Annotated in this window: 19 protein-coding genes; 17 read left to right on the forward strand and 2 right to left on the reverse strand. The window is 46.9% G+C overall.

Annotated features, from left to right (window positions below; genetic code table 11):
- From CS562_RS11645 to CS562_RS11705, 14 genes are all read left to right on the forward strand, one after another.
- Positions 1-1,140, forward strand: a complete 1,140-nt coding sequence (locus tag CS562_RS11645; protein ID WP_099855787.1) for a baseplate J/gp47 family protein — start codon at positions 1-3, stop codon at positions 1,138-1,140.
- Positions 1,133-1,393, forward strand: a complete 261-nt coding sequence (locus CS562_RS32585; RefSeq protein WP_125477268.1) for a hypothetical protein — start codon at positions 1,133-1,135, stop codon at positions 1,391-1,393. Before CS562_RS11645 ends, CS562_RS32585 begins: the two co-directional genes overlap by 8 nt.
- Positions 1,353-1,943: a YmfQ family protein gene (locus CS562_RS11650; protein WP_099855788.1), complete on the forward strand. Its 591-nt coding sequence runs from the start codon at positions 1,353-1,355 to the stop codon at positions 1,941-1,943. Before CS562_RS32585 ends, CS562_RS11650 begins: the two co-directional genes overlap by 41 nt.
- On the forward strand, positions 1,943-3,349 hold the full coding sequence (locus tag CS562_RS11655) for a tail fiber protein (RefSeq protein ID WP_099855790.1): 1,407 nt from the start codon (positions 1,943-1,945) through the stop codon (positions 3,347-3,349). Before CS562_RS11650 ends, CS562_RS11655 begins: the two co-directional genes overlap by 1 nt.
- 419 nt (positions 3,350-3,768) lie before the next feature.
- A complete protein-coding gene (locus CS562_RS11660; protein ID WP_099855792.1) occupies positions 3,769-4,266 on the forward strand; it encodes a phage holin family protein in 498 nt (165 codons plus the stop codon).
- Positions 4,267-4,389: 123 nt separating this feature from the next.
- Entirely contained in the window at positions 4,390-5,328 is a 939-nt protein-coding gene (locus CS562_RS11665) for a glycoside hydrolase family 25 protein (protein ID WP_099855794.1), read from the forward strand.
- A gap of 824 nt (positions 5,329-6,152) precedes the next feature.
- Positions 6,153-7,805, forward strand: coding sequence for an ABC transporter substrate-binding protein (locus CS562_RS11670; RefSeq protein ID WP_076291570.1), 1,653 nt, complete (start codon positions 6,153-6,155; stop codon positions 7,803-7,805).
- A gap of 155 nt (positions 7,806-7,960) precedes the next feature.
- Positions 7,961-8,965 (forward strand): ABC transporter permease, encoded by a 1,005-nt coding sequence (locus CS562_RS11675; protein WP_099855795.1) that lies wholly within the window; start codon positions 7,961-7,963, stop codon positions 8,963-8,965.
- A 253-nt stretch (positions 8,966-9,218) separates the two neighbouring features.
- Positions 9,219-10,118, forward strand: a complete 900-nt coding sequence (gene nikC / locus CS562_RS11680; RefSeq protein WP_099855797.1) for a nickel transporter permease — start codon at positions 9,219-9,221, stop codon at positions 10,116-10,118.
- 1,245 nt (positions 10,119-11,363) lie between these two features.
- The gene (htpG, locus tag CS562_RS11685) at positions 11,364-13,244 is read left to right on the forward strand and encodes a molecular chaperone HtpG (protein ID WP_099855799.1); all 1,881 of its coding nucleotides are present in this window, start codon (positions 11,364-11,366) and stop codon (positions 13,242-13,244) included.
- Positions 13,245-13,822: 578 nt separating this feature from the next.
- The gene (locus CS562_RS11690) at positions 13,823-15,238 is read left to right on the forward strand and encodes a deoxyguanosinetriphosphate triphosphohydrolase family protein (RefSeq protein ID WP_064640144.1); all 1,416 of its coding nucleotides are present in this window, start codon (positions 13,823-13,825) and stop codon (positions 15,236-15,238) included.
- A 30-nt stretch (positions 15,239-15,268) separates the two neighbouring features.
- Positions 15,269-16,264 carry an MsnO8 family LLM class oxidoreductase gene (locus tag CS562_RS11695; protein WP_257219458.1) on the forward strand — a complete coding sequence of 332 codons (996 nt, stop codon included), beginning with the start codon at positions 15,269-15,271 and terminating at the stop codon, positions 16,262-16,264.
- Positions 16,265-16,626: 362 nt separating this feature from the next.
- Positions 16,627-18,339, forward strand: coding sequence for a methyl-accepting chemotaxis protein (locus CS562_RS11700; protein WP_180287104.1), 1,713 nt, complete (start codon positions 16,627-16,629; stop codon positions 18,337-18,339).
- Between the two features lie 44 nt (positions 18,340-18,383).
- On the forward strand, positions 18,384-19,358 hold the full coding sequence (locus tag CS562_RS11705) for a TRM11 family SAM-dependent methyltransferase (RefSeq protein WP_257219459.1): 975 nt from the start codon (positions 18,384-18,386) through the stop codon (positions 19,356-19,358).
- A gap of 136 nt (positions 19,359-19,494) precedes the next feature.
- Here CS562_RS11705 and CS562_RS11710 read toward each other — a convergent pair whose 3' ends face one another.
- On the reverse strand, positions 19,495-20,451 hold the full coding sequence (locus CS562_RS11710) for a D-2-hydroxyacid dehydrogenase (protein ID WP_099855803.1): 957 nt from the start codon (positions 20,449-20,451) through the stop codon (positions 19,495-19,497).
- A gap of 189 nt (positions 20,452-20,640) precedes the next feature.
- Between CS562_RS11710 and thpR the strand changes: the two genes are divergently transcribed.
- Together thpR and CS562_RS11720 are read left to right on the forward strand one after the other, a co-directional pair.
- Positions 20,641-21,249, forward strand: a complete 609-nt coding sequence (gene thpR, locus CS562_RS11715; protein ID WP_099855804.1) for an RNA 2',3'-cyclic phosphodiesterase — start codon at positions 20,641-20,643, stop codon at positions 21,247-21,249.
- Positions 21,250-21,379: 130 nt separating this feature from the next.
- Entirely contained in the window at positions 21,380-22,237 is an 858-nt protein-coding gene (locus tag CS562_RS11720; RefSeq protein WP_099855806.1) for a cell wall hydrolase, read from the forward strand.
- 277 nt (positions 22,238-22,514) lie between these two features.
- Here CS562_RS11720 and CS562_RS11725 read toward each other — a convergent pair whose 3' ends face one another.
- The gene (locus tag CS562_RS11725) at positions 22,515-23,735 is read right to left on the reverse strand and encodes an MGDG synthase family glycosyltransferase (RefSeq protein WP_076291485.1); all 1,221 of its coding nucleotides are present in this window, start codon (positions 23,733-23,735) and stop codon (positions 22,515-22,517) included.
- A 357-nt stretch (positions 23,736-24,092) separates the two neighbouring features.
- Between CS562_RS11725 and CS562_RS11730 the strand changes: the two genes are divergently transcribed.
- Entirely contained in the window at positions 24,093-24,674 is a 582-nt protein-coding gene (locus tag CS562_RS11730; protein ID WP_076291486.1) for a TetR/AcrR family transcriptional regulator, read from the forward strand.
- Positions 24,675-24,713: the final 39 nt, after the last annotated feature.

The raw sequence follows: 24,713 nt of genomic DNA on the forward strand, positions 1-24,713 counted from the left end.
ATGGCTGAGATTCCACGTTATTTGGAGGACCAGATGGAGGAACAGATTATGCAGCGCATGCTGGATCGTCTGCCCGCGGATCTGGATAAGTCGGAAGGGTCTTTTCTGTGGGATGCGGAGGCTCCGGTTGCGTTTATGCTGTCTGAGGCGGCTTTGTGGGCGCAGGAACTGCTGCGGCGTGGATTTGCAAGTACGGCTGCGAGCAGTGATCCGAATTTTCGTTCGGAAGAGCTGGATCTGCGGGCGGGAGAGCATGGCCTTACGCGGCGGGCTGCGGTGGCGGCACAAGGTACGGTGAGGTTCGTGGGTACGCCGGGCAAGGTGATTCTTGCGGGTACGGTTGTGGCTACGTTGGCAGATGAAATCTCCGGTGAGGCTTCACTCGAATATGAAACCGTTAGTCGTGTGGAGCTGGGAGAAGACGGTCTGGGCAGTGTTGGTGTGCGGGCGCTTGTTGCCGGAAAAGAGAGCAATGTGCCTGCGGGCACTGTAACTGTGCTGTCTACACCCATGAGTGGCGTTACATCTGTGGTGAACATGGATGTCATTAAGGGCGGTGCGGATGTGGAGGCGGATACCGCTCTGTTGGAGCGCTTTTATGCCAAAGTCCGCAATCAGGGGACAAGCGGCAACAAATCGCAATATGTGCAATGGGCCAGTGAGGTGCCAGGTGTTGGTGCAACGCGGGTGATTCCGTTATGGCAGGGGCCAGGCACGGTGGGACTGTATTTGCTGGATACGGACAAACGTGCGGCGGGAAGCGATCTGGTGGCGGCTGTGCAGAAGTACGTGGACCCAACGCAGGATGGACAGGGTGAAGGCGTTGCCCCGGCTGGCCCGGTGGTGACCGTAATGCCAGCAGAGGAAGTACCGATGAACATTCAGGTGAAGCTGACGCTGGCAAGTGATGCGACGTTAGCGGATGTAAGGGCGTTGATCGAGCGCGGGGTGACTGCGTATCTAAAGCAGTTGGCTTTTGCCGATCCGCTTGTGCGTTATACCCGTATTGCGGCGATCCTGCTCGACATTCCGCCCATCATCGACTATTCGGAGCTGACCGTGAACGGTGTGAGCGACCAGAATATCGAGATGACTGCGAGTCAGGTGGCGGTGCTGGGGACGGTGGATGTGCATGAGTAGTGTTCGGCAGAAGGTGAAAGCGAAGTGTGGATGTGGTGGCAGCGGTAGTGTGGGACATCGGGAATGTTCTGACTATACGGTATCTGGTTCAGCTGGAAATGAAGAAAGTGTCGGGCAAGAAGAGTGCTTGGGTCGTGTGGTACGCCGCTCGGTAGCGCAGCTTTTGAGTGAAGCTATTTACGTTGATGTGAAAGGAAAGGAGGATGCTGCTCATGAATGCACCTTCTGCTGTTCATGTTGGATTGACGAGTGAAAAAGGGCGGGAGCTGTTCTCGTATTTGCCGAGTTATTATGAGACTTCACGTGTGATGCAGGCCGATATGCAGTCCAAAGGAAACGAGATGGATCTGCTGTATCAGGCGCTGGGTGAAACATTGGATCAGTTCTTTGTTCGTACGGCGACGTGGGGTTTGGATTTCTGGGAACAGGAGCTTGGCATTGAGACGGATCGTCTCAAACCTATGGAGCAGCGGCGTGCCGTGGTGGAGTCCAAGCTGCGGGGTGCCGGAAAATTTTCGGGCAGACTGGTCGCAAACGTAGCTGAGGCGTATGCCGGGGGCAAGGTGGATATAACGTTTCAGCCGGAAGCGTGGAGCTTTACGGTGAGCTTTGTGGACACGATGGGCATTCCGCCCAATATTGACGATCTCAAACGCGCGATTGATGAACTGAAACCGGCCCACATGGCCGTGGAGTATGAGTATCGCTATCTGATCTGGGACTATCTGGACAATAAACAGATAACCTGGGATGAACTGGACACCGCGTCCCTGACGTGGAATGAATTGGAGGTGTGGGCGTAATGCCAAAAGAAACAGATCGATTGAAGTTGCCTCTTCCCTTGGGGAACGAGAACGTTACCCGTGAGAGTATTAATGGGATTTTTGAAAAGATTGATGCAGGAGTTGCGTCGAAGGCGGATCTGGATTCGCTTCGTGAAGCGGTGAGCAAGATGGATATTCCCGATGCGTCTTTGACGCAGAAAGGCAAGGTGCAGTTGTCGAGCAAGACGGATGGCACGTCTGAGACGGTGGCGGCAACGGAGAAGGCGATAAGTGATGCGAGAGTGGCGGCTATTAATGTAGCTACTACAGATGCGACAACAAAAGCTAATGCGGCGGTAGCGCCTATTATCAGCTTGGATTCGTCTAATCTTGTTCAAAATTCGTCCGCAAATTTAGGGCTTTATGGGTGGACTGACTATGGGTCAGCTCCATGGTCAGTGACCGTTGGTACTAACTTTAGAACGCTGAAGTATTTTCAAGTGACAGGAGCTGTGGCGGCTAACGCTTATGCAGTTCTTGATTCCAACGCAACCAATGTCATCGCTGGGACATACAACTTACAAGCAATGTTTTATACATTAGGAATGACAACGGGAGTTTTGCTTATTGAAGTTAAAAATGCCAGTGATGATGTGACAATCAATTCGCTTGTGGCCGATTCTAATTCTAATTGGCATCGGAAATCAAAAACAATAACTATTCCTTCCGGTGTGACATCCGTAAAAATACGTCTGGTCGTATCGGGCGGAGCATCCGGAGTATCTGGGAGTGTTAAAGCTATTTCAAGGATTAAGTTTTCAGCAGGCGCAGCAGATGTACCATACACCGCCGAAGCTGACGATCTTGCGCTTTTTCAATATGGCGTTGATGCTAAAAATGGTATTGTGGGTGCCATTAACGCCAAGGGTGGAAGTGCATCCGCATCCGATACATGGGCAACATTGGCATCGAAGATAAGAGCATTTAGCGGTCCTGTTTCGGTGGTATTAAGTGGTTCCGGTTCTGTTCCATTGGCGGTAGGGGAAATCAAATATTATGATTTACACACTTTCCCGACGGGGACTAAATACGCCTTGTTTGCAACGAATGCCACAACAGCAGATGTCGGTTATCAAACAACACTATACGCTTATTCAAACTATATATCGTCGGTTGTGATTAGAGACAAAAATAACATTGTTGCAAGCATGGATTGGATTTCTAACGGCTTCACAATGTACATCAAGTCTATTTATATTGATTTTACCAATAGGATAATGACCTTTATTAATGATGGTCCTAATTCAAGGAACAAAGAATTCCCGATGCCATCTAACTTTGATATAACAGGACCCATCAGACTTTCTTATGTATTCGAAAGGAATGCTTCAGGGTTTGAGGGTGGTTGTAGATACGCAGTGGGTGGTCGTTTGATATACGCATGATGATCAGACACATAGAGAGAAAAATGTGTTATGGTGACATGATGCTATAACCGTTGGAACGTTGTCTAATTTAATCAAGGGGATCAATAGAGAAAGGTGTGACGTTTTGGGCAGATACCAGTTTTATCGTAAACTCATTGTGATTGGCACTCATTATAATGTTTATCACCCGTCTCATCGTGGTGGTGCATGGTGCAAAAGCGGACCACGTAAACACTCTAAACATTAATGCTGGACAACAGGAAGGTGCTATTGAGTTCGACAAGGTAAGTAATTCGTATCACGAGGATTATACCTATGAAATAAGACGGACATTGTGGTTTTACACAATAGAATATGAGGGAGGTAGTATGTTCGGAAGTGATGTTTTGTCATGGAGGGAACAAAAGCTCTTAAACCGTGTATAAGGAGGTGAAAATATGGAACGATGGGACACCCTATGGAAATGGCTCCTTGCGCTCCTAACCAGCTCTGCAACCTACTTCTTCGGAGGTTGGTCAGGCGTGCTTGGCGTACTACTCGTGTTCGTCATCCTCGACTACCTTACTGGCATCGCGGCGGCGGGTATGAGTGGCAAGCTGGAGAGTAATGTCGGGATGTTTGGAATCGCGCGAAAGGTATTTATATTTGCAATGGTATCGGTGGCTCATCTGGTGGATGGTGTTCTGGGAGACGGACATTTGTTCAGGGATGCGGTCGCCTTTTTTTATATCGCAAATGAGTTGTTGTCCATTATTGAGAACGGGGGCAAGTTGGGCGCTCCAATCCCGCCTGCGATTAGGCAGGCCATTGAGGTGCTTAAGGGTAAGGGAGGAACCGGGGAGCTCCCTAGCAACTTCTCCCCGAGTGCCAAAGACTCTTTTTCACAGGCAGATTCAGATGATACAGATTCACAAACAAGAGATGGCACTAAGTAGCTCCACCATAGCCATCCGAACTTACCTTTTACCAACAATCAGGACACGCACACAAGCAACCCCTGACCCCCAAGCATTAACTATATACAAACGGCAATTTGCCGCATAAAGGGTGTGAGAAACATGCAAACGAGAAGCTCGGGCAACACACAGGGCATTGACGTCTCCCGTTATCAGGGCACGATCGATTGGGCCAAAGTGAAGGTAAGCGGCATGACGTTTGTGTTCATTAAGGCTACCGAAGGGCAGACGTATACCGATCCGAATTTTCAGGAAAATGTAACAGGCGCGCTGGCGGCGGGCATGCTGGTAGGGACGTACCATTTTTTCCGCGCAACGACTACCGATGGTGCCAAGGTAGAAGCGGCACATTATGCCAATACACTGCAAAAAGTAGGAGGCGCCAAGGCGCTGCAATTACCTCCTGTCATGGACTACGAGAACAATCCGGGTAACCTGAGCAAAGCTCAGATCAACACGGTAGCTAAGGCATTTTTAACGGAATTGCAACGTCTCACGGGTGTGAAACCGATCATATACACGGGCAATTCATTTGCCGGCAATTTTGATACAACACTCAGCTCATACGATCTGTGGATCGCACGTTACAGCAACACGCGTGTACCGGATGACCAGCCTGCCTGGAAACGTTGGACGTTCTGGCAGTATACGGACTCGGGCAAGGTGAACGGGATTAGCGGCAACGTGGATATGAACGAGTTCCAAGGATCGGCAGCGGAATTGAGAGCAAGATATGCAACAGCAACACCAAAGCCGCCAGAGCCATCCGAACCAACCAATCCCACGAATCCAACCGAACCACCGAAAGGGGGCGAACCGATGACAGCCGAAGAGAAAGCAGCGTTTGATGCGTTGAAATCCCAGGTCGATAAATTGCAGGCGCGCCAGCAGATGGAAGTTCCAGTCTGGGCAAAAGCGGCCGTGGACGCAGCACTGGCATATGACACCAAAAATCCATTGTTTAGCATCGATGGTGGGGCGAGTTATGATTTTTACCGTTTTATCACGGTCATGTACCGCAGAGGTTTATTCAAAAAATAACCTGACCTAACTTAAAATATAAGTTGTTCATGGTTTTAAAAGAGGGAGCACAACAAGGGACACACGGCGATTTTTTGTCGAATGATGTTCCTTTTTTGTGTTTTATGTAAATGATATTAACATATATAATAAAGTTGAAGACTTATGTCCGTAAATCTCTTGTCTAATTGATGAATCTGATGTAAAGTAAGTTACACGAAATCGATTTTCACCACTGTTTATTTACACAATCCTCCTCATCATGACAAGACTTTAACATCAAAAGTTATTGTAATGTCTCCCTGTTGTAAAATCCAACATCTCTAGATCAATCTCAAAATGTTTTGAAACAATTCAACCAACCCAACCTGTTTGAGAAACCACTAAAATGTTTTGTTTACCAACTTTCTGTTTCAGCTACTTACCACCATTAAATTTTTGCCTATTACACTTTAGCCATGACGTTTAGCTCCAAGTCAAACCTTAAGCCAAACTCCATACCAAACAACGCCACAATTCTCTCTAAATCAGCCTTGTTGGCCGCCACCAAGTCCGTACCATTCTACTGTTGCTTATTGACCTAAGGTAAATTATTACGCAACAACCACAGGCATTTACAACTCGTCACATCATCCGAAAAAACTTACAAAATGTGTACGGTTACATCCGTTTTCACATTTCATATTTACTCCTCAACTTATCTAAACATCCATCACAGGTATCGAAGGCATTTAAAGCCTTTCATATGATACAAAGCACCAAACCGATCGATTGTAATCATTGAAGTTTTTTCACGCCAGTATCACACACATTATGAGACAGGGAAGGGTGTTGTACGTATGCGAATGAGAAAAAAGTGGTTATCCGGGGTCATGGCAATGGCCATGAGTACAGTGTTGATTCTATCGGGCTGCTCCAGCGCCAGTAATGAGGGTACAGGCAATTCACCCGCTCCGGCGGAAGGTAGCGAGCCTCCGGCAGAAGTGGCAGCACAAGATACGATGATAATGGGACGCGGCGGAGATTCGGTGGCGCTGGACCCGGCAATCGTAACAGATGGGGAGTCGCTGAAGATTGGACATCAGGTATTCGACTCATTGCTGGACTACAAAGAAGGTGGAACCGAGGTTGTTCCGGGACTGGCTGAGAGCTGGGAGATTTCGGCGGATGGACTCAAGTATGACTTCAAGCTGAAGTCCGGCGTGAAATTCCACGATGGTACTGACTTCAACGCAGAGGCAGTAGTGTTCAACTTCAACCGATGGAGCGATCCTGCCAGTGAATATAAATTCGAGGGAGATTCCTTCGACTATTACGATTCCATGTTTGGTCCGGAAGACGGACGCGTGATCAAGGAAGTAAAGGCGATTGACGAGACAACGGTCGAGTTCACTCTGAACCAGCCACAAGCGCCTTTCCTGCAAAACATTGCGATGACACCATTTGGCATTGCAAGTCCAACCGCGATTCAGGAGAAAAAGGAAAATTTCAAGAGCGAGCCAGTAGGCACAGGCCCATTTGTATTCAAAGAGTGGAAGCGGAACGACTCCATCACCCTGGAGAAGAATCCGAATTATTGGAAAGAGGGACTGCCGAAGCTGAACAAAGTAATCGTGCGTTCCATTCCGGATAACACGGCTCGCTTCAATGCGTTGCAAAACGGCGAGATTGATATTATGGAAGACTTGAACCCGGACGATCTGTCCATCCTTGAGGGGAATAGTGAGCTGCAAAAAATTGAGCGTCCACCATTTAACGTGTCATATATTGGCTTCAACTTTAAGAAAAAACCGTTTGATAACGTGAAAGTAAGACAAGCGCTCAACCACGCGGTGAACAAACAAGGCATTATCGATGCTTTTTTTGCCGGACAAGCGCAGCCAGCGGTAAACCCGATGCCGCCAACGCTTTGGGGGTATAACGACAGTATTGAAGACTATGCTTATGATCTGGAAAAAGCAAAAGCATTACTTGCCGAAGCCGGCTATCCTGATGGATTGCCTGACCCGGTAACATTCTATGCAATGCCGGTATCCAGGCCGTATATGCCTGACGGCAAGAAGGTTGCCGAAGCGATCCAGGCCGATTTTGAGAAAATCGGAGTGACCGTCAACATTGAATCACCAGAGTGGGCAACGTATCTGGATGATGCCAAAGCCGGGGAGAAAGACGACATTTACATGCTCGGCTGGACCGGTGATAACGGTGACCCGGATAACTTCCTGTACACGCTGCTCGATAAGGATGCGATCCCGGGCAACAACCGCAGCTTCTACGTAAACGAAGAATTGCATACGTTGCTGACGAGTGCGCAGAAAGAAACGGATCAGGACAAACGTGCGGAACTGTACAAGCAAGCGCAGGTGATTATTAAGGAAGATGCTCCATGGATTCCACTTGTGCACACCACTCCTATTTTGGCTGGTAAAGCGAACCTGAAAGATTTCGTGCCGTCCCCATTGGGAACGGAATCCTACGCCAATGCCTACTTTGAATAACTTATACACGAGCTGAACTTAGTATTAAATAGGAACCATTAGTTCAAAGCGCTGGCGTACACGCAATGCTTGGCAGAACCCACATCAGGATGTAACGACCTAAAGCATGCATGTCTGCCAGCGCTTTTTATACGTTAAAGGCAGGTGAATGAGGAGTGAACAGTTACATCGTCAAACGTGTACTCGTGTTACTGCCCGTGCTGCTGGGCATGACCCTGATCGTCTTTTCCATTATCCACGCCATTCCGGGTGATCCGGCCGAGACCATACTCGGGCAAAAGGCAACCGAACAATCCAAGCAAGCTCTGCGTGACCAGCTCGGACTGGACAAACCATGGATTCAACAATATTTCGCTTATCTGGGCGATCTGTTTAAGGGAGATCTGGGCACATCCATCCGCACCAAGGTTCCCATTGCCCAGGAAATTGTGCCCTATCTGACAGCGACCCTCGAATTAACGATGGCGAGTATGCTGTTTGCGATCATTATTGGCGTGAACGCCGGGATTGTCAGTGCGTGGAAACATAACTCGTGGTTCGATTACTGCTGCATGGTCATTGCATTGGTTGGTGTATCGATGCCGATCTTTTGGCTTGGGCTGATGGAACAGTGGCTGTTTGCGAACAAATTGCACTGGCTACCATCCATCGGCAGAATGAATGCGCGTGATCCCATTGAAGCCATTACGGGCTTATATGTACTGGATACAATGATTGCCGGACGCTGGGATCAGCTGTGGACGGTTACGAAACATTTGCTGCTGCCAAGTATCGCGCTTGGGACAATTCCGATGGCTGTTATTGCCCGGATGACGCGTTCCAGTATGCTTGAAGTGATGAGTTCGGATTATATCCGTACTGCGAAGGCGAAAGGACTCGGCCCGTTTTTCGTCGTATATGGACATGCGTTGAAAAATGCGTTTATTCCCGTGCTCACCGTCATCGGCATACAGACCGGATCTTTGCTGGGTGGAGCCGTACTGACTGAAACGATCTTTGCTTGGCCCGGTGTCGGTCGCTATATATATGAAGCAATTAGTTCGCGGGACTATCCGGTGATCCAGAGCGGCATTCTAATTGTGGCCTTTTTTTTCGTAGTAATCAACCTGATTGTGGACTTGCTGTACGCCGTATTCGATCCGCGGATTAGTTATAAATAGGAAATTCATCATTTGGGTTGATGAATGGAACTTAATATAAGATCTTTAAAAAATTACACGACACGAAGAGTGCAGAACCAATCTGTAGAAGCGAAGTGTTCGCATTTATCACCGGATTTTCACCTTTAAATAGGTGGTTCAATAAAATCTGGGGATAACAGCGATCGGAAGATGGTGCTGCAATCGTAGTGCTTGGGTGTAATAGAAATCGTTGATCTTGTATTTCATTCATATCCAAGAAGGGAGACGCCGCATGGCCAAATTATCGACCAATACCGGAGCATCCGTTGACGCCGCGTCGGCACCTGCCTCGGGTCCATGGCGGGAAGCCTGGAGAACGTTTCGGAGAAATCGGCTTGCGCTGGCAGGTTTGATTATTATCGTTTTTTTCATCCTGCTGGCCTTTGCTGCCCCGTATATTGCCCCGTATGACTATAAAGAGCAGGTGCTCACAGATCGTCTGCAAGCCCCTTCGGCAGAGCATTGGTTTGGTACGGATGATCTCGGGCGTGACGTATTCTCCAGAGTGCTGCATGGAGCGCGCATTTCATTGTGGGTTGGTTTCTTTTCTGTTATAGGCTCTATTATTGCGGGGGCTTTGCTTGGTCTGATTGCCGGATATTATGGAAAATGGGCAGACATGCTCATCTCACGTTTGTTCGATATCTTGCTTGCTTTCCCCGCTATTCTGCTGGCAATCGCCATTGTGGCGATTCTCGGTCCGTCTTTGCAAAATGCACTGCTCGCGATAGCAATCGTGAACATCCCGACCTACGGACGACTGGTACGTTCAAGGGTACTTAGCTTGAGACAGGAGGAATTCATTACGTCAGCGCGTACGCTGGGGGCTGGCAATATGCGAATTCTGTTCCGGCACATCTTGCCCAATAGTCTCACCCCGCTCATCGTACAAGGCACACTGGGGATTGGAACAGCAATTATTGAAGCGGCTGCACTTGGATTCCTAGGCATGGGGGCGCAACCACCTGACCCGGAGTGGGGCAAAATGTTGTCGGATTCCCGCCAGTTTCTGCAAAAAGCGCCGTGGACGCTTATTTTCCCCGGACTTTCTATCATGTTCACCGTGCTCGGTTTCAACTTGCTCGGGGACGGCCTGCGCGACACCCTTGATCCAAAGATGGCCAAAAAATAGAGGCTTGCGTCTCCAACCAAACCATAACCATAACCATAACCATAACTGTAACCGTAACTGTAACCGTAACTGTAACCCTTTCTCTGTAACTCTAACTTTTACGGTAACGCCGCTTAACGCCAACGCCTAACCGTAAGTGTAACTTGTAGCTGTAACGCTAACTTCTTCCCCAATCTAACGAACCTAGCAAGCCTTATTCTGCAATTTACTGCCCATTTGCCAATCTAACGAATTTCACACACGCTATGTTGCGAAAAACCTGCGGAAAGTCTCGAAAGGTCGGCTAAAGATGAGAAATAGCGTCTCTACGATTCGTTAGATAATGAAATCATCCTAAAGGGACCAATTAACGTCTGCAAGGTTCGATAGTGTGTGAATTTCTACTGTCACCCGCCCAAGACAGTCAACCAGCGCACTAGTTGCGACACAGCAAGGTGGATGACCCTTCGAAATACATTAGATGGGGATGATGTGATACAAGCTACTATTCCAACATTACAATCTGTCTCCAAGCCGGTTCGAACTTTGGTTCGAGGCGGCTTTTGTGTTGCATGATGTATTGAGATAAAATGGTTAGAGATGTGCAGAACATGAAGTGTTATTCGATGATTTTGTTAAAATAACCGCCATCGTATTGACACCCAATTTTCCCATATGTTATATAAAAGGAAAGGGTTTAGCACTCCAATCATCAGAGTGCTAATAAATGATATTTTTACTACACGACTACATATGGAATGATTGTGTTTTTGAATATGGATTTAATTAACCTTGAATAGGACATGAGAGTGGAATGAGCCAGAAAAAGCCTGGCACGCGAAAGAATGATCAATAGATTTTCAATTGATTAAAATCTCAATGTTTAAAATCAGTTGGTGAATGGTACGGCAATAGTGAAGGGGACGAAATCGATTCTGTAGAAGCGAAGCGTTCGCCTAAAAGCTTTCTGAAGGAAAGCTGCTACGGAAGCATACGCTATCCCCTAATTTCTCCCTTGTTAAAAGGAGATCAAGGAAATTAGGGGATAACAGCGATCGAAAGAACGATTCGTAACCGGAACGGCTAGACCGCACAAAATCATGCGCTTATTTTAAATGAGGAATAGAGTGAATCAAAAAAATCTAGGTATCAAAGCGATTGAAGGCTTTTCTAGTAACGTAACATTCTGCATGTGAGGATTCAAAGGTTTACTTTCTATATTTAACCCAATCATTCTATCCCCAATTTGAAAGGAGACACCCATTCATGGCTAAAAAAGAATTCCAGGCTGAATCCAAACGCTTGCTAGATATGATGATCAACTCCATTTACACCCAAAGAGAAATCTTTTTGAGAGAACTGATCTCCAACTCCAGTGACGCCATTGACAAAATATATTACAAAGCACTGACGGACGACACACTCGTCTTTAACAAAGAGGACTACTACATCAAGCTCACCATCGACAAAGAGAACCGTACGCTTACGCTCACTGATACAGGAATCGGGATGACCCAGGAAGAGCTGGAGAACAATCTGGGGGTTATCGCGAAGAGTGGCTCACTGGCGTTCAAGAAAGAGAATGAAGCCAAAGACGGCCACAACATCATCGGACAATTCGGGGTTGGTTTCTACTCCGCGTTTATGGTGGCGGACAAGCTGACGGTAACGAGTAAAACGCTGGGCAGCGACGAAGCTTGGAAATGGGAATCCGAAGGCGCGGACGGGTACACGATCTCTCCAGCCGAGAAAGATTCTGTGGGTACGGAAATCGTCCTGACGATCAAACAAAATACGGAAGAAGATTCCTATGACGAATTTTTGGAAGAGTACCGCCTGAGATCCATCATCAAGAAATACTCTGACTTCATTCGCTACCCAATCAAGATGGATGTGACAGGTCAGCGTGCAAAAGAGGGTACAGAGAACGAGTTCGAGGAGTACAAAGAAGAGCAAACCGTGAACAGCATGGTGCCGATCTGGCGTAAAAATAAAAGCGAACTGACCGAAGAAGACTACAACAACTTCTATATGGAAAAACGCTACGGTTTTGATAAACCGCTCAAACATCTGCACATCAGCGCTGATGGCGCAGTGGTATATAATGCGATCCTGTTTATACCGGAGAACACACCATTTGATTATTATACAAAAGAGTATGAAAAAGGGCTTGAACTGTACTCTAACGGTGTATTGATCATGGACAAATGTGGTGATTTGCTGCCAGATTACTTCGGATTTGTAAAAGGTATGGTGGATTCCGAAGATCTGTCCCTGAACATCTCCCGTGAAATGCTGCAACATGACCGTCAGCTCAGTCTGATCGCGAAGAACATCAAGAACAAGATCAAGAGCCAACTGCAAAGCTTGCTTAAGGATGAGCGTGAGAATTACGAGAAGTTCTATCAAGCGTTTGGCCGTCAGCTGAAGTATGGCGTATACAGCGACTATGGCGTGAACAAGGATACCCTGCAGGATCTGCTCTTGTTCTCTTCTTCCAAAGAGAAGAAGCTGGTTAGCCTGGACGAGTACGTTTCCAGAATGCCGGAAGATCAGAAGTACATCTACTACGCATCCGGTGAATCCATTGAACGGATCGAGAAGCTGCCACAGATCGAGGGTGTACTCGATAAAGGATACGAAGTCTTGTACTTCACGGACGACATCGATGAGTTTGCAATCAAGATGATTACGAACTACAAAGAGAAAGAATTCAAATCCATCTCCAGCGGTGACCTGGGCATCGAGGACAGTGCAGATAAAGAAGAGACGGACGCACAGGACAACGACAACAAAGAGTTGTTCGAAGCAATGCAAGCACAGCTCGGCGGCAAAGTAAAAGCTGTTAAAGCTTCCAAACGCCTCAGAAGCCACCCGGTATGTTTGTCTACTGAAGGTGAGCTGACGATTGAGATGGAGAAAATCCTGAAGGCTATGCCGAACAGTGAAAATGTACAGGCAGATAAAGTGCTGGAGATCAACGTAAATCACGATGTCTTCAAATCTCTGAAAGACGCATTCGCAAAGGATAAAGAAAAACTAAGCCTTTACACAAGCTTGCTGTATCATCAAGCATTGCTGATCGAAGGATTGCCGATTCAAGACCCGGTAGAGTTCACCAACGATATCTGCAAAGTTATGGTCTAAACTACCTTCTTCACCCGACAGGGCATTTGCCCTGTCGGTTTTTTTATTTTTATCTCCTCACCCATACAGCGGAGGGGACGGGGAAGACAGACTATCATTGAAGTAATGAATGAACAATTTAATGGTATTCTTTAGCCTCTCAAAGTCTTGTTTGAAGTCCCCCTTTATAGGGGATGTAATGTCATTTTAGATTGGGTGTGAATCAAACAGCGAAAGTAGTGAAGGGGACGGAATCGATTCTGAAGAAGCGAAGCGTTCGCCTTTATTCCCGAATTTCTCCCTTTCTAAAGGGAATCAAGGAAATTTGGGAATAACAGCGATCAAAAGAACGATCCGTAACCGGAACGGCCACGCAAACTGTATAAGGCACTTTTTTTCGTCATAAGTTACTTTCAATATTAATCATTATCATTTAGGTGCACGGATGATAGTCTGGCGGGGTATAATAAGAGTAGACGACTGTGCATCACAAGTTGATGTGAGAAGAGATGACAATCGCAGACAGGTTTTGCTTTTCGAAACTGCAGAATATGTGTATAATCACTCAAAATAGAGACAGTCGGCTAGGAGTGATCAACATGCAATGGAACGATCTGAGAGAACATAGACAATACCCTGAACTAACGAAACTGGATGGGGCTCGTGCAGCCTATGAGCGCGACTATTCCAGACTGATACATTCACCGACCTTTCGTCGGCTGCAAGGCAAATCGCAGGTGTTTGGTGCAGGAACGGGCGATTATTATCGCACACGATTGACCCACTCCCTGGAGGTGGCGCAGATTGCACGAGAAGCGGCAAGAAGCTTGCTGCGTCGCTACCCGGAGGTGGAGTTGAACCAGGCGGACAGCCCCGGACTGATTATTGATTCTGAAGTGGTGGAGTGTGCCGCGATTGCGCATGATTTCGGTCACCCGCCTTTTGGACATAAAGGGGAAGAAGTGCTGGATGGCATCCTCGATGATCTCATCAACACAGAGGTCAAGAAAATCATGAAGAAAAATCGCGGGGCCAAATCGCCTCAACCGGAACCGGAAATTCGTGCAGAGCTCAAGCGGAAGTATGAGCACTTTGAAGGCAACGCGCATAACTTCCGTCTCATTATGTATTTGGAAAAACGGGAAGATATCGATGGGCTGAACCTGTCGGATGCGGTGCTGCTTGGCATCAATAAGTACCCGTATCCTGGCACGGAGAGCAAGAAAGGTATGTATCATCATGAATGGCAGTATATCCGCGAGATTCGTGATCGTTGGAACATTCCTGCTGGCAAAAAGACGCTTGAAGCGCAGCTTATGGACCTCTGCGACGATATTGCGTATTCCGCACATGATCTGGAAGATGGCATCAAAGCAGGTAAAATTGAAGTACACGAGCATTTCCTGCAAGATCCGCATATCAATCGACTGATTGTGGATAAGATTACGACACTGGAGGATCTGTTCTGGAACGGATGGACAAGGGAAGCGATTGGCAAAAAAGTTGAAGAAGTCCTCGCTTCGTTCCTGCGCATCTGGAATGAAAAGATGCCGTTCTGCGAGCATGATTACTCACGTACCCGCCGTGAGGTCAAGGCTTACTGGGTCAGCCTTTTTGTCGCTAGCCTGGGGGTTATTGATAACGGAGACTGGAAAAAGGTGACGTTTGTCCGTGAAGGCGCCGAGGATCTCGACATGCTGCGTACGGTAAGTGTGCTTAAGAGCTTTGCCTGGGTGACCATGATTCGTGACCTGCGTGTGCAGAGGTTGCAAAAGCGCAGTGAATGGATGATTAAGCGTCTGTGGGATGCTTTTCTTGACCCGGAAACGTCCAAATCCATTATTCCGTCCGATTGGCTGCAACGTTATGAGAAGGATCAGGCGAAGGCGAATCCGATCTGGACTTGGGAGCACATGGTGATCGATTATATAGCCGGGATGACGGATGCTTTTGCCGAGAAAATATACAATGAACTATACGGTCTCAAGGTCGGTTCCATCTACGATCTAGATTAGAGATAAGCATGACGAAGGGAGATGAGACGCTTGGGTGCGAACATCAGTGGAAAATACAATCTGGGCGTACTTGACCTTGTTCCAAGGTTGAACGGCGCCACAGCAGAACAGGCGCTACAACAATCCGTTACACTTGCGCAGCATGCTGAAGCCTGGGGCTATTCAAGGTACTGGACGTCGGAGCACCATGACATGGACGAACTTGCATCAGCATCACCGGAAGTGTTACTTGCCCATATTGGCGCGCGAACGAACACGATCCAGCTTGGCTCCGGTGCCGTACTGTTACCACATTATAGCCCGCTTAAGGTAGCGGAGTCGTTCCGACTGTTGGCGGCGCTCTACCCGGGGCGCATAGAGTTAGGCTTGGGACGTGCTCCTGGGGGCGGTCCCCATGCAACGATGGCCTTGAGTGGCAATTACTTGCAGCATGTGTCCAAGTTGCCTGAATCGCTCGCGGCACTAACCGAACTACTGGAAGATCGATACACTTATGAGGAACATCCGGTGACGGCCCGTCCGATTCCGGAGCTTCCATTATCCTTATGGATGTTGGGTACCAACGTGAAGAGTGCTGAATTTGCCGCTCGCTTCGGTATGGGATATGTATTCGGACAATTCATGAGTGATGCGGATGGTACGGAAGCTGTGCGGCGTTATCGGGAGGGTTTTATCCCCAGCGCCAATAGGAAAGAGCCGGAGGTTATGGTTGCTGTAAGTGTGCTGTGTGCGGAGACGCAGGAAGAGGCGTTGTCCTGGAGCCGCGAAATGGCGGAGAGACGCAGAGCTATTGGAAAAGAAATTTCAACGCAGTCTGACTATGTCAGCACAAGTACCGGCACCAATGACATGACCGATGCCAATGAGAATGAGGTGCAACGGCATTATGCCGGTACACCTGAACAAGTCTCGAAACAGTTGCAGCAGGTGTGCCAAAGGCTGAATACGGATCGGCTGCTTGTAGTGACAACTGGACCGGATTACGAGAGAAGGTTGGCCTCCTACAAGTTGCTGGTGAACGCATAAGGGGGCGGCTGCTAGCCGTTATGATACAAAGAATGGCGGGTTCCATTCCGGTCATCTGTATGGATTCAAATCGTAAGAGCTGCAGATCGGATATTTGCCGTATGCTGCAGCTCTTTTTTGCTTCATTTAAGTCTGAATTTTACATCATTCGATTCCGTTCAACAGATGATGTGAAATAATCACAAGATTTTACAAAATAAAGCATGACTAAAATAAAAGAATGTTATAATACTTTACGTCTCTTTTCCTATAGATATAATATAGAAAAGAGTAATTTGCAAGATGCCAAAAGAAGGGTAAAACAACGACAAAAGCACCTAAAATACGGAAGTGGCCGAAGATGGGCACAAGGGGGAAATCATATGTTCAGCAGATTCAAGATCAAGAGTATCGGTCTGCGTATCAGCATCGCGTTCTATCTATTAATCCTCTGTTTAATTCTTCTTAGTGTCACGATTGTTACACAAATGAACTCGATGGAAAAAAACACGAATATGATCACCAATAACTGGATGCCCTCCATCCAGCAGATTAACCGATTGAATTATACAACAGAACATATTTTGTCATTGAGCTATCGTCACTTTGATGCACAGGCAGGGGCCAAAGCGGACCTTGCTGAAGAGCGCACCAAATACATTCGCGAAACGGCCCAGGCTATTAAAATATATGATCAGCAGGAGAAGACAGCTGAAGAAAAAGAGCAATGGGAAGCATTAAAGAGCAAGTGGGAAGCTTACCTCAAGATTAACACGCAATCCATCAAGCTGAGTGATGAAGGTCAGGAACAACTGGCTAAGGAAGTATCCGAAAAAGGGGCCGCCTCCTTCGATGCTATGCAAGTCCATCTGGACTATCTGGTGGATTACAATCAGCAGCAGTCCGATCTCTCTGCGGCTCAGACGATCAGATCCGTCCAAGATGGCCGAATCATTATCGTCATTGGTGTTCTTGTGATGATTATCATTACAGCAATTGCGATCCCAATTATCCGTTCACAAGTCGTTAAACCACTGCTTCGGGTGATCAGTGCCGTGAAACTGATTGCGGAAGGTCAATTGAATGTCCAGGACATACATACCAAACATGAAGACGAAGTTGGTGTTCTTGCCAAAGCCGTGAATGACATGAAAGGTAATCTGACGTCCATGGTATTGAATGTTAGACGAATTGCTGAAGCCGTCAACCGCCAAAGTAGTGAATTGGCTATTTCCTCTGAAGAGGTTAAGATCGGCAGTCGCCAAATTGCCATAACGATGGAAGAGTCCGCAAAAGCGGCAGAGAGTCAGGCAGAAACGGCTGTTGAGTCCGCCCGTACCGTCGAGGGGCTGAACGCAAATATTCAGCAACATTCGGAACAGGGGAATCAGCTTCGTCTGATGTCAGACCTGATTTTGAAACAAGGACAGACCGGCCGCGAGTCCATGGAGCAATCCGTGAACCAAATGCTACAGATTGCTGGCGCAGTTTCCTCTTCCATGAACAAGATGGAACAGCTAGACCGTAAAAACAAAGATATATCGCAGTTGGTTCAAGTCATTCATGACATTGCGCGCCAGACCAACCTGCTCGCATTGAATGCTTCCATTGAAGCTGCCCGGGCAGGAGAGAGTGGACGCGGATTTGCAGTTGTTGCAGCAGAAGTGCGGAAGTTGTCCGAAGCCGTTCGAACTTCTGTGGAAGAGATTACCGTCATCACGGAGGACATCCAGAAGGATTCTCAGGGCGTTGTTGAGGAATTACGAACAGGTGTACTGGAAACAGAACGTGGGCAGCAGCAAGTACGTAATTCCGGCAATCTGTTCCGTACCATTAGTGAGTCGGTAGAGGGTATGGTTCAAGTCATTGGTACAATGACGGATGGTCTGGAAGGTATGCAGGAAGCGAGCGGACGGATGAATGATTTCAGTCAACAAATTTCGGCAGTATCCGAGGAATCCGCGGCAAGTGTAGAGGAAGTGTCAGCTTCAGCCGAAGAACAGGTGAGTTCAATGGAAACGATTAGCGGCAATATTCAAACCCTGAAAGATCTGTCCGTAGATCTGCTTTCTTCCATTGAAAAATTAAAAATATAAAACCTCTTCTTATAATAGAAGAAACATGAAGGACGGCTACCATATTGAGCTCTACAAACAGCAAAGATTCAGTTGTCGGAAGTTACGTATATACCTTCGCTTGCCATGAGAATGAACGTGCCCTATGTGAATTGGAATTGGAAACGATGCTCGTTCCTGGGACAGATATTGGTTCAGGAGATCACGCCTATGTACGCTCCAATATTTGCATTCCACCAGGTAGAAGTCCATTTGTCCGGGGCAGACTGGATGTGATAGCCGAAGCGGATACAGTAGCAGGTCTGAAACCTGCTGCTTCACAAGTCGCCTTGTCATCTCGTGAAACGTTCAAGGTTGTCTGCTTGAAAGAGGGCGATGACATGCCGGATTATGCGCATTCTCGTTTGCTGGAAAAAGAGCTGGGCATGTGCATTAAAGGCAAAGCTATGATGAAACAGCCTGACGTGACTTTTGGACTAATGCATGTGAATGGAAAATGGCTCTTCGGTCAATGGACAGAAGCCGATCGCTCGTGGCAAACCCATCATCAGAAGCCGCAAAATTACTCCACAGGCCTTGGTGTTACGTTAGCCAGAGCGTTAGTCAATATTGCTATTCCGCAAGTGGAGGGGCATCAGTTGCTCGATCCATGCTGCGGAATGGGAACCGTTGTAATTGAGGCATTGTCGATGGGAATTGAGGTCAAAGGAAATGATTTGAACCCTTTGGCGGTACAGGGTGCACGCATTAATCTTCCTCATTATGGGTATGATCCAACCAGAATTACCCTCGGGGATATGAATGATCTGGAAGGTTTCTACGATGCAGCCATTCTGGACATGCCATATAATCTCTGTTCTGTTCTTCCGGATGAGGAACAACTTGCCATGTTGACGAGTTTGAAGAGACTTGCAGGACGGGCAGTGATCGTTTCCACCGAATGGGTGGAGGGGCACATTCTGGATGCCGGATGGAACATTGATCAGTATCGAATGGTGAGCAAAGGCACGTTTATACGTCACATTTGGCTATGCACTTAGAACGGCTGCGCTGAAAATAACAGAAAAAACCTCCATACCGGAAAAAATCCATTTTCCGGTATGGAGGTTTTTGATTTTCGTAGGGAAACTACCTTACATGAATTTGTACAATTTCACCTAGGACCATCTAGAATTTTTAGTATTTATGACCATAATTCACCAGATTGAGCGGAAGGGTTTTTCCGGCGATATATGCTTCCAAATTTTGAACAAAAATATCAAGTGCCCGCTCGGTGTATTGCTCTGTACTGCCTGCAATATGCGGAGTAATCAAGACGTTATCCTTACCCCATAGTGGATGATCTGCGGGGAGCGGTTCCTCCTCGAATACATCAAGTGCAGCAAAGGCAACCTGTCCACTGTCCAGTGCACCCAGCAGAGCCTCCGTATTTACGCTTGGGCCACGTCCCACGTTGACGAAACAGGAACCGGATTTGAAATGCTCAAATGCAGACTGATTATAGATATGATGCGTTTCATCTGTGAGTGGCAAAATATTGATGACGTAATCGCCTTGCCCCAGTGCTTCGTGTAAGCCGGACATATTGTACATTTGGTCTACATTTGGAACGTCTTTTCCGGAGCGACGAACCCCGATGACGTTCATGCCTAGTGCTTTGAGAATACGTGCGGTTTCTGTTCCAATCTCTCCAACGCCGACGATAACCGCTGTTTTGCCATGCAATTCCGGAAGTGGTTTGCCTGGGGATTTCCATTCTGCCTGCTGCTGGTGCAGCATCGCTTGTCTGAGCCAGCGGCTGTGGGACAACATCATACCAAGAATAATCTCGGTTATGGGAATGGCGTGTACGCCATTAGCACTGGTTACCAATATGCTTTTTTGTTCCAAATCTGAGAAAGGAAGGTTGTCCACACCTGCGGACCAGACTTGAACCCATTTTAAAGGGCTGTTTTCTTTCAGTGCATGTTCGGTTACCAGAGGAGACCAGCCTAAGACAATTTCGGCTTCTTTTAACTCCGATGTGTCAATCTCTTTGGCTTTGCCAACCGTAAGTGTATAACCTGGTGCTGCATCCAGAATACGTTGTTGCTGCTTTGTCGATAAGGATGGAAAACATACAATTTTACCCATAGTTAGTGGCCTCCTGAATTGAAATAAGTTGTGGTATTAGTTTAGCAGAAAAGAAGGCGATGTGCGTAAAAGGCAGGAATACAGCCTCATGTGCAAATCCCAAAAATTGTGTCACTCTATACTTAACCAGCTTGAAACCATAGAGACGACTGTGAAATAATAAAACGAACTCTAGAAGAGGTGTATACCATGAATAACTATTCACATTCACATACGGATCTTCCATCCCGACGGGAACGATTGTTTATTGCACTCCGGGTGCCGGCACATATTCAGAATTCACTTCGGATATCTGCGGAACAGGTGCAAGGAAAGCTTGATTTTCGCAAATGGGCGGACTACCGGGATTATCATATTACATTGCAATTTCTGGGGGATACCCTTGTTAGTGACATTGGACATCTGCGGAAAGCGCTGCGTTTGGCAACGGTCGGGTTCCGGCCGTTTGAACTGCAATTATCCGGATGGGGAACGTTCGGTTTGGAAGAGGCACCAAAGGTATTGTGGAAAGGTGTTAAAGGAGAAGTGGACCAACTTCATCTTCTGCAAAAACAGATCGTGGGCGCAACTGCTTCCCTTGGATTTGAGGCCGAATTAAGACCTTATTCTCCTCATATTACGATTGCGCGTAAATTTCTGGGCCAGAACCCAGGAAATGAAGATAAAGGAATATTTGGAGTGCTTCCAGGGCAATTTTTAGGTGTTAATTCTTGGATGGTCCAAGATTTTGTGCTTTATGTGACACAGCCAGGTCAGGCGCCGATGTATGAGGTTGTGGATACGTTTTCTTTTTCCTGAAACTCATTGATATGACATAAAATCACATTGACATAACGTTATTCCCTATGTAATATTAGCCATCGTTATTCAAATTCTTTTTTTGTGGTTACTTAGTTTAGGGAATTGTTTCGACAGGAGGAATCTTCGAATGGATATTATAAGCAAGAATCGTTGGGTGGCACCGATGTTATCTGTGCTGCTTGTATGTATAGTGGGGGCTAACGTCGTTCAGGCGACTGGAAAATGGAATGAGGCAAGTGATAGCAAACAGATGACCGAACTTGCGGCATCTGCAGAAAATAGCGAAAATTCTTTTAGCGGAGACAGGCGTATGATGCAAGACGGGACAAGTCTATCTTCTGATGCGTCTACACAGACTGATAACTGGACCAATTCGCTCCCGGCCAAGAACTGGCTGACGGCTGCCCAGGAAGAGCAGGAACAGAAAGAAGCCAAGGCTAAACATGCGGCCAGAGCTGCAGCAGCGGCCAAAGCGAAGAAAGAGGCTGCTCTGAAATTGGCCAAGATAGAGCATGCCAAAGCGGTAGCTGCAATTACGACTCCCCCCCAAAAACTTTACTTTACACGGACCAAACTCCTGAACCAGGAAGACTCGAAACTTGCAACCTGGTCATACAGTGTGTCCGATAAAGAGCTGCTTCTGCTGCAAAAAATTGTCATGGCAGAGGCGGAAGGTGAACCGTACGAAGGCAAAGTGGCAGTTGCCAATGTTGTCTTAAACCGGCTGCGGTCAGCCAATTTTCCCGATACCATTTACAAAGTAATCTACCAGAAATCTCAATTCAGTCCTGTAGCGAACGGGCGCTTGAAACGTGTTACTCCTAATGAGGACAGTATCAAGGCAGTTAATGCAGCGTTGAATGGGAAAAAGGAAGTCGCTGATGATACGTATTATTTCTTGTCATTGACGCTTGCGGACGATCTGACAGTGGCTCGCTCCCAGAAAAAAGTAAAAACGATCGGGCATCATACTTTTTACAAGTAATTGATCTGTAAATTCTGCAAACAGGCAGGGTAGTTAACTATGTATTCGCTACATAGACCTTGAAAAGCCCTGTAATGCAGTTTTATTTCGTCGTTTTTAACTTTATTGGCGATGAGAGTTTGTTATTTAAATTACCCTTTTTTGCAGCAAATCATACGGAGATAAGAATGAAATAAAAGAAGGTTCCCTTCCGGATTAATGGAGGGGAACCTTCTTTGTGCATGTCTTTAAGAGATGAAACACCTTCGTAGAACGACTAGAAGGGGTCATAGAGCTGCTAGAATGGAATTCTGGTACCTGACAGCGAAGTTGCCCCGATTCCGGCTGTGAAGCGCTCCTTGGGCGCCGATGTGACTTCCGCTGTAGCCGGGAACAATAAATCATGGACAGCCTGGGCACAACACGTTGGATCGTAGGTGTTTCTGTTCCCTGGTTTGTGGACTGCTTTCAGCTGGCTTTCAGCTTCACGTGGTGCATAGATCTGCTCACACAAATGCCTGAAGCGATTGGTAATAACGTCAGCAGAGTGAATGATTTGACCGTATCCGGCTTGTACAAAATATTCACAGTTCTCTTCTTCCTGTCCCGGCAATGGAGGTACGAATAACATCGGCAAGCCTTTAGCCAATGCTTCTGTACAAGTCATGCCACCTGGTTTCGTAATGAGCACATCGGATACGTCCATCAGTTTGCTGACCTCACGAGTATACCCAAGAATGCGTATATTCGGATGTTGGAAGCAGGACATTTCCTTCAGCTTGGCAATCATTTTCTCATTGCTTCCAAGACAGAAAAGCAGCTGTACCCGATCCGCCCATGACGTGAGGGTCTTCATATGCTCTTCATCAAAGGAAAGTCCCCATCCGCCACCCATTAGCAGAGCAGTGGGCATGTTCTGAAGCCCCATTTCCTGTCGGAGGCTTACCTTGTCTCCTGCTTCCCAGAAGTCAGGATGAACAGGAATACCGGTGATTTGGATGCGAGAGGGTTCAACACCCCTGATCTCAAGCAGAGCCTTAACTTGTGGCGTGGATACCAAATATTTGTTGACCTCGGGATTAATCCACGTTGCATGTACGTCGTAGTCTGTGACCAGTGTATATAGTGGAATATTAAGTCCCTGACGTTTCAGTCGTGAGATGACCGCATTCGGAAATGGATGAGTACAGATCACGGCATCGGGTTTCAATTGGGATACGACCTGAGCCGTCTGTGTATAGAAAATCCGATGCAAGGCCAGTTTGGTAAATCCGTTTAGTGATTTGTTATATTGTGTCCGATACAGCAGACTGACCAGCTTGGGCTGAACGGTTAGTGTCTTGCGGTATGCAGACAGAATAAGCGGAGCCATGGTTGGATTTAAAAATTTGCCGAGCTCAATAACCCGACTATGCACATGTGGACTGACTTTCTTAATGCCGCTTGCGAGCGCATGGGCGGCCTGGGTGTGACCGGTGCCGAAACCTTCGGATAACAAGAGCACTCTTGGTTTTCGCATGAGTTCACCTTTATTCATCAATTTAAATTTAACATTCACAGTCATACCGCACGTTGCATTACTACATGAATATACAGCGAAGCGGAAAATCATGTTCATTCGTTACATATTTACACCATAGTTAATGTTCTGATACATCAAAACTTCGTCTTTATCCGAGTTGTTGGAGTCATCATACACTATAGACGACGATAGAAGCAGTTTCCACTGCATTTCGGTTAAAAAAAATTAACACAATTTTTTAATGTTAGGGTTGCAATCTGATGAGGAGAGTGGTAATCTTGGTTTTGACCGAATGACCGAATTGTATTTCTGGTCATTTAAAGAGGACGATCAACGAAAACGAGGAGGGATATGATGGCTCCGATTGACAGGAGACAGCAGGTCATTCATGCAGCCGCGCAGTCTTTTGCCATGTTTGGATACAAGGCAACCACGATGGATCAGGTAGCGAAGATTGCGAATGTTGGCAAGGGAACGATCTACACGTTCTTTACGAATAAAGAACAATTGTTTGATCAGATTTTGGTTGAAGTAATCCAGGAAATGAAAAACATTGCTCATCGTGAAGTTCATCAGGAAAGTGCTTTTTTTGATAATCTGTTTCGTGTGCTTGATTCATTGCTAGAGTTTCGTCGTGATCACGATTTGCTGGTTAAATTGTCCCAGGAGCTTAAGGATTTTGGAACTCTTCAGGCCAAGGAAGGTTTGGAGAAAGTGGAGAAAGTTATCTCCGATTTTCTGGCACGGGAGCTTGAGAAGGCAAGAGACAACGGAGAGATTCGTGATTGTGATCCACAGGTAGTTTCCTTTATGATGATTCGTTTGTACATTGCCCTCACCTCAGACTGGAGCAAGCAACACGAGCCGCTGAGCAAAGAGGAAATCAAGAATTACTTTCGCCTTTTCTTAATGGAAGGAATTGCTGCAGCAACGTAACCCGAATTTATTATTACTATAATATGGGTTAGTCATACG

The sequence above is a fragment of the Paenibacillus sp. LK1 genome, assembly GCF_002750415.1.
Lineage (GTDB): Bacteria > Bacillota > Bacilli > Paenibacillales > Paenibacillaceae > Paenibacillus > Paenibacillus taichungensis.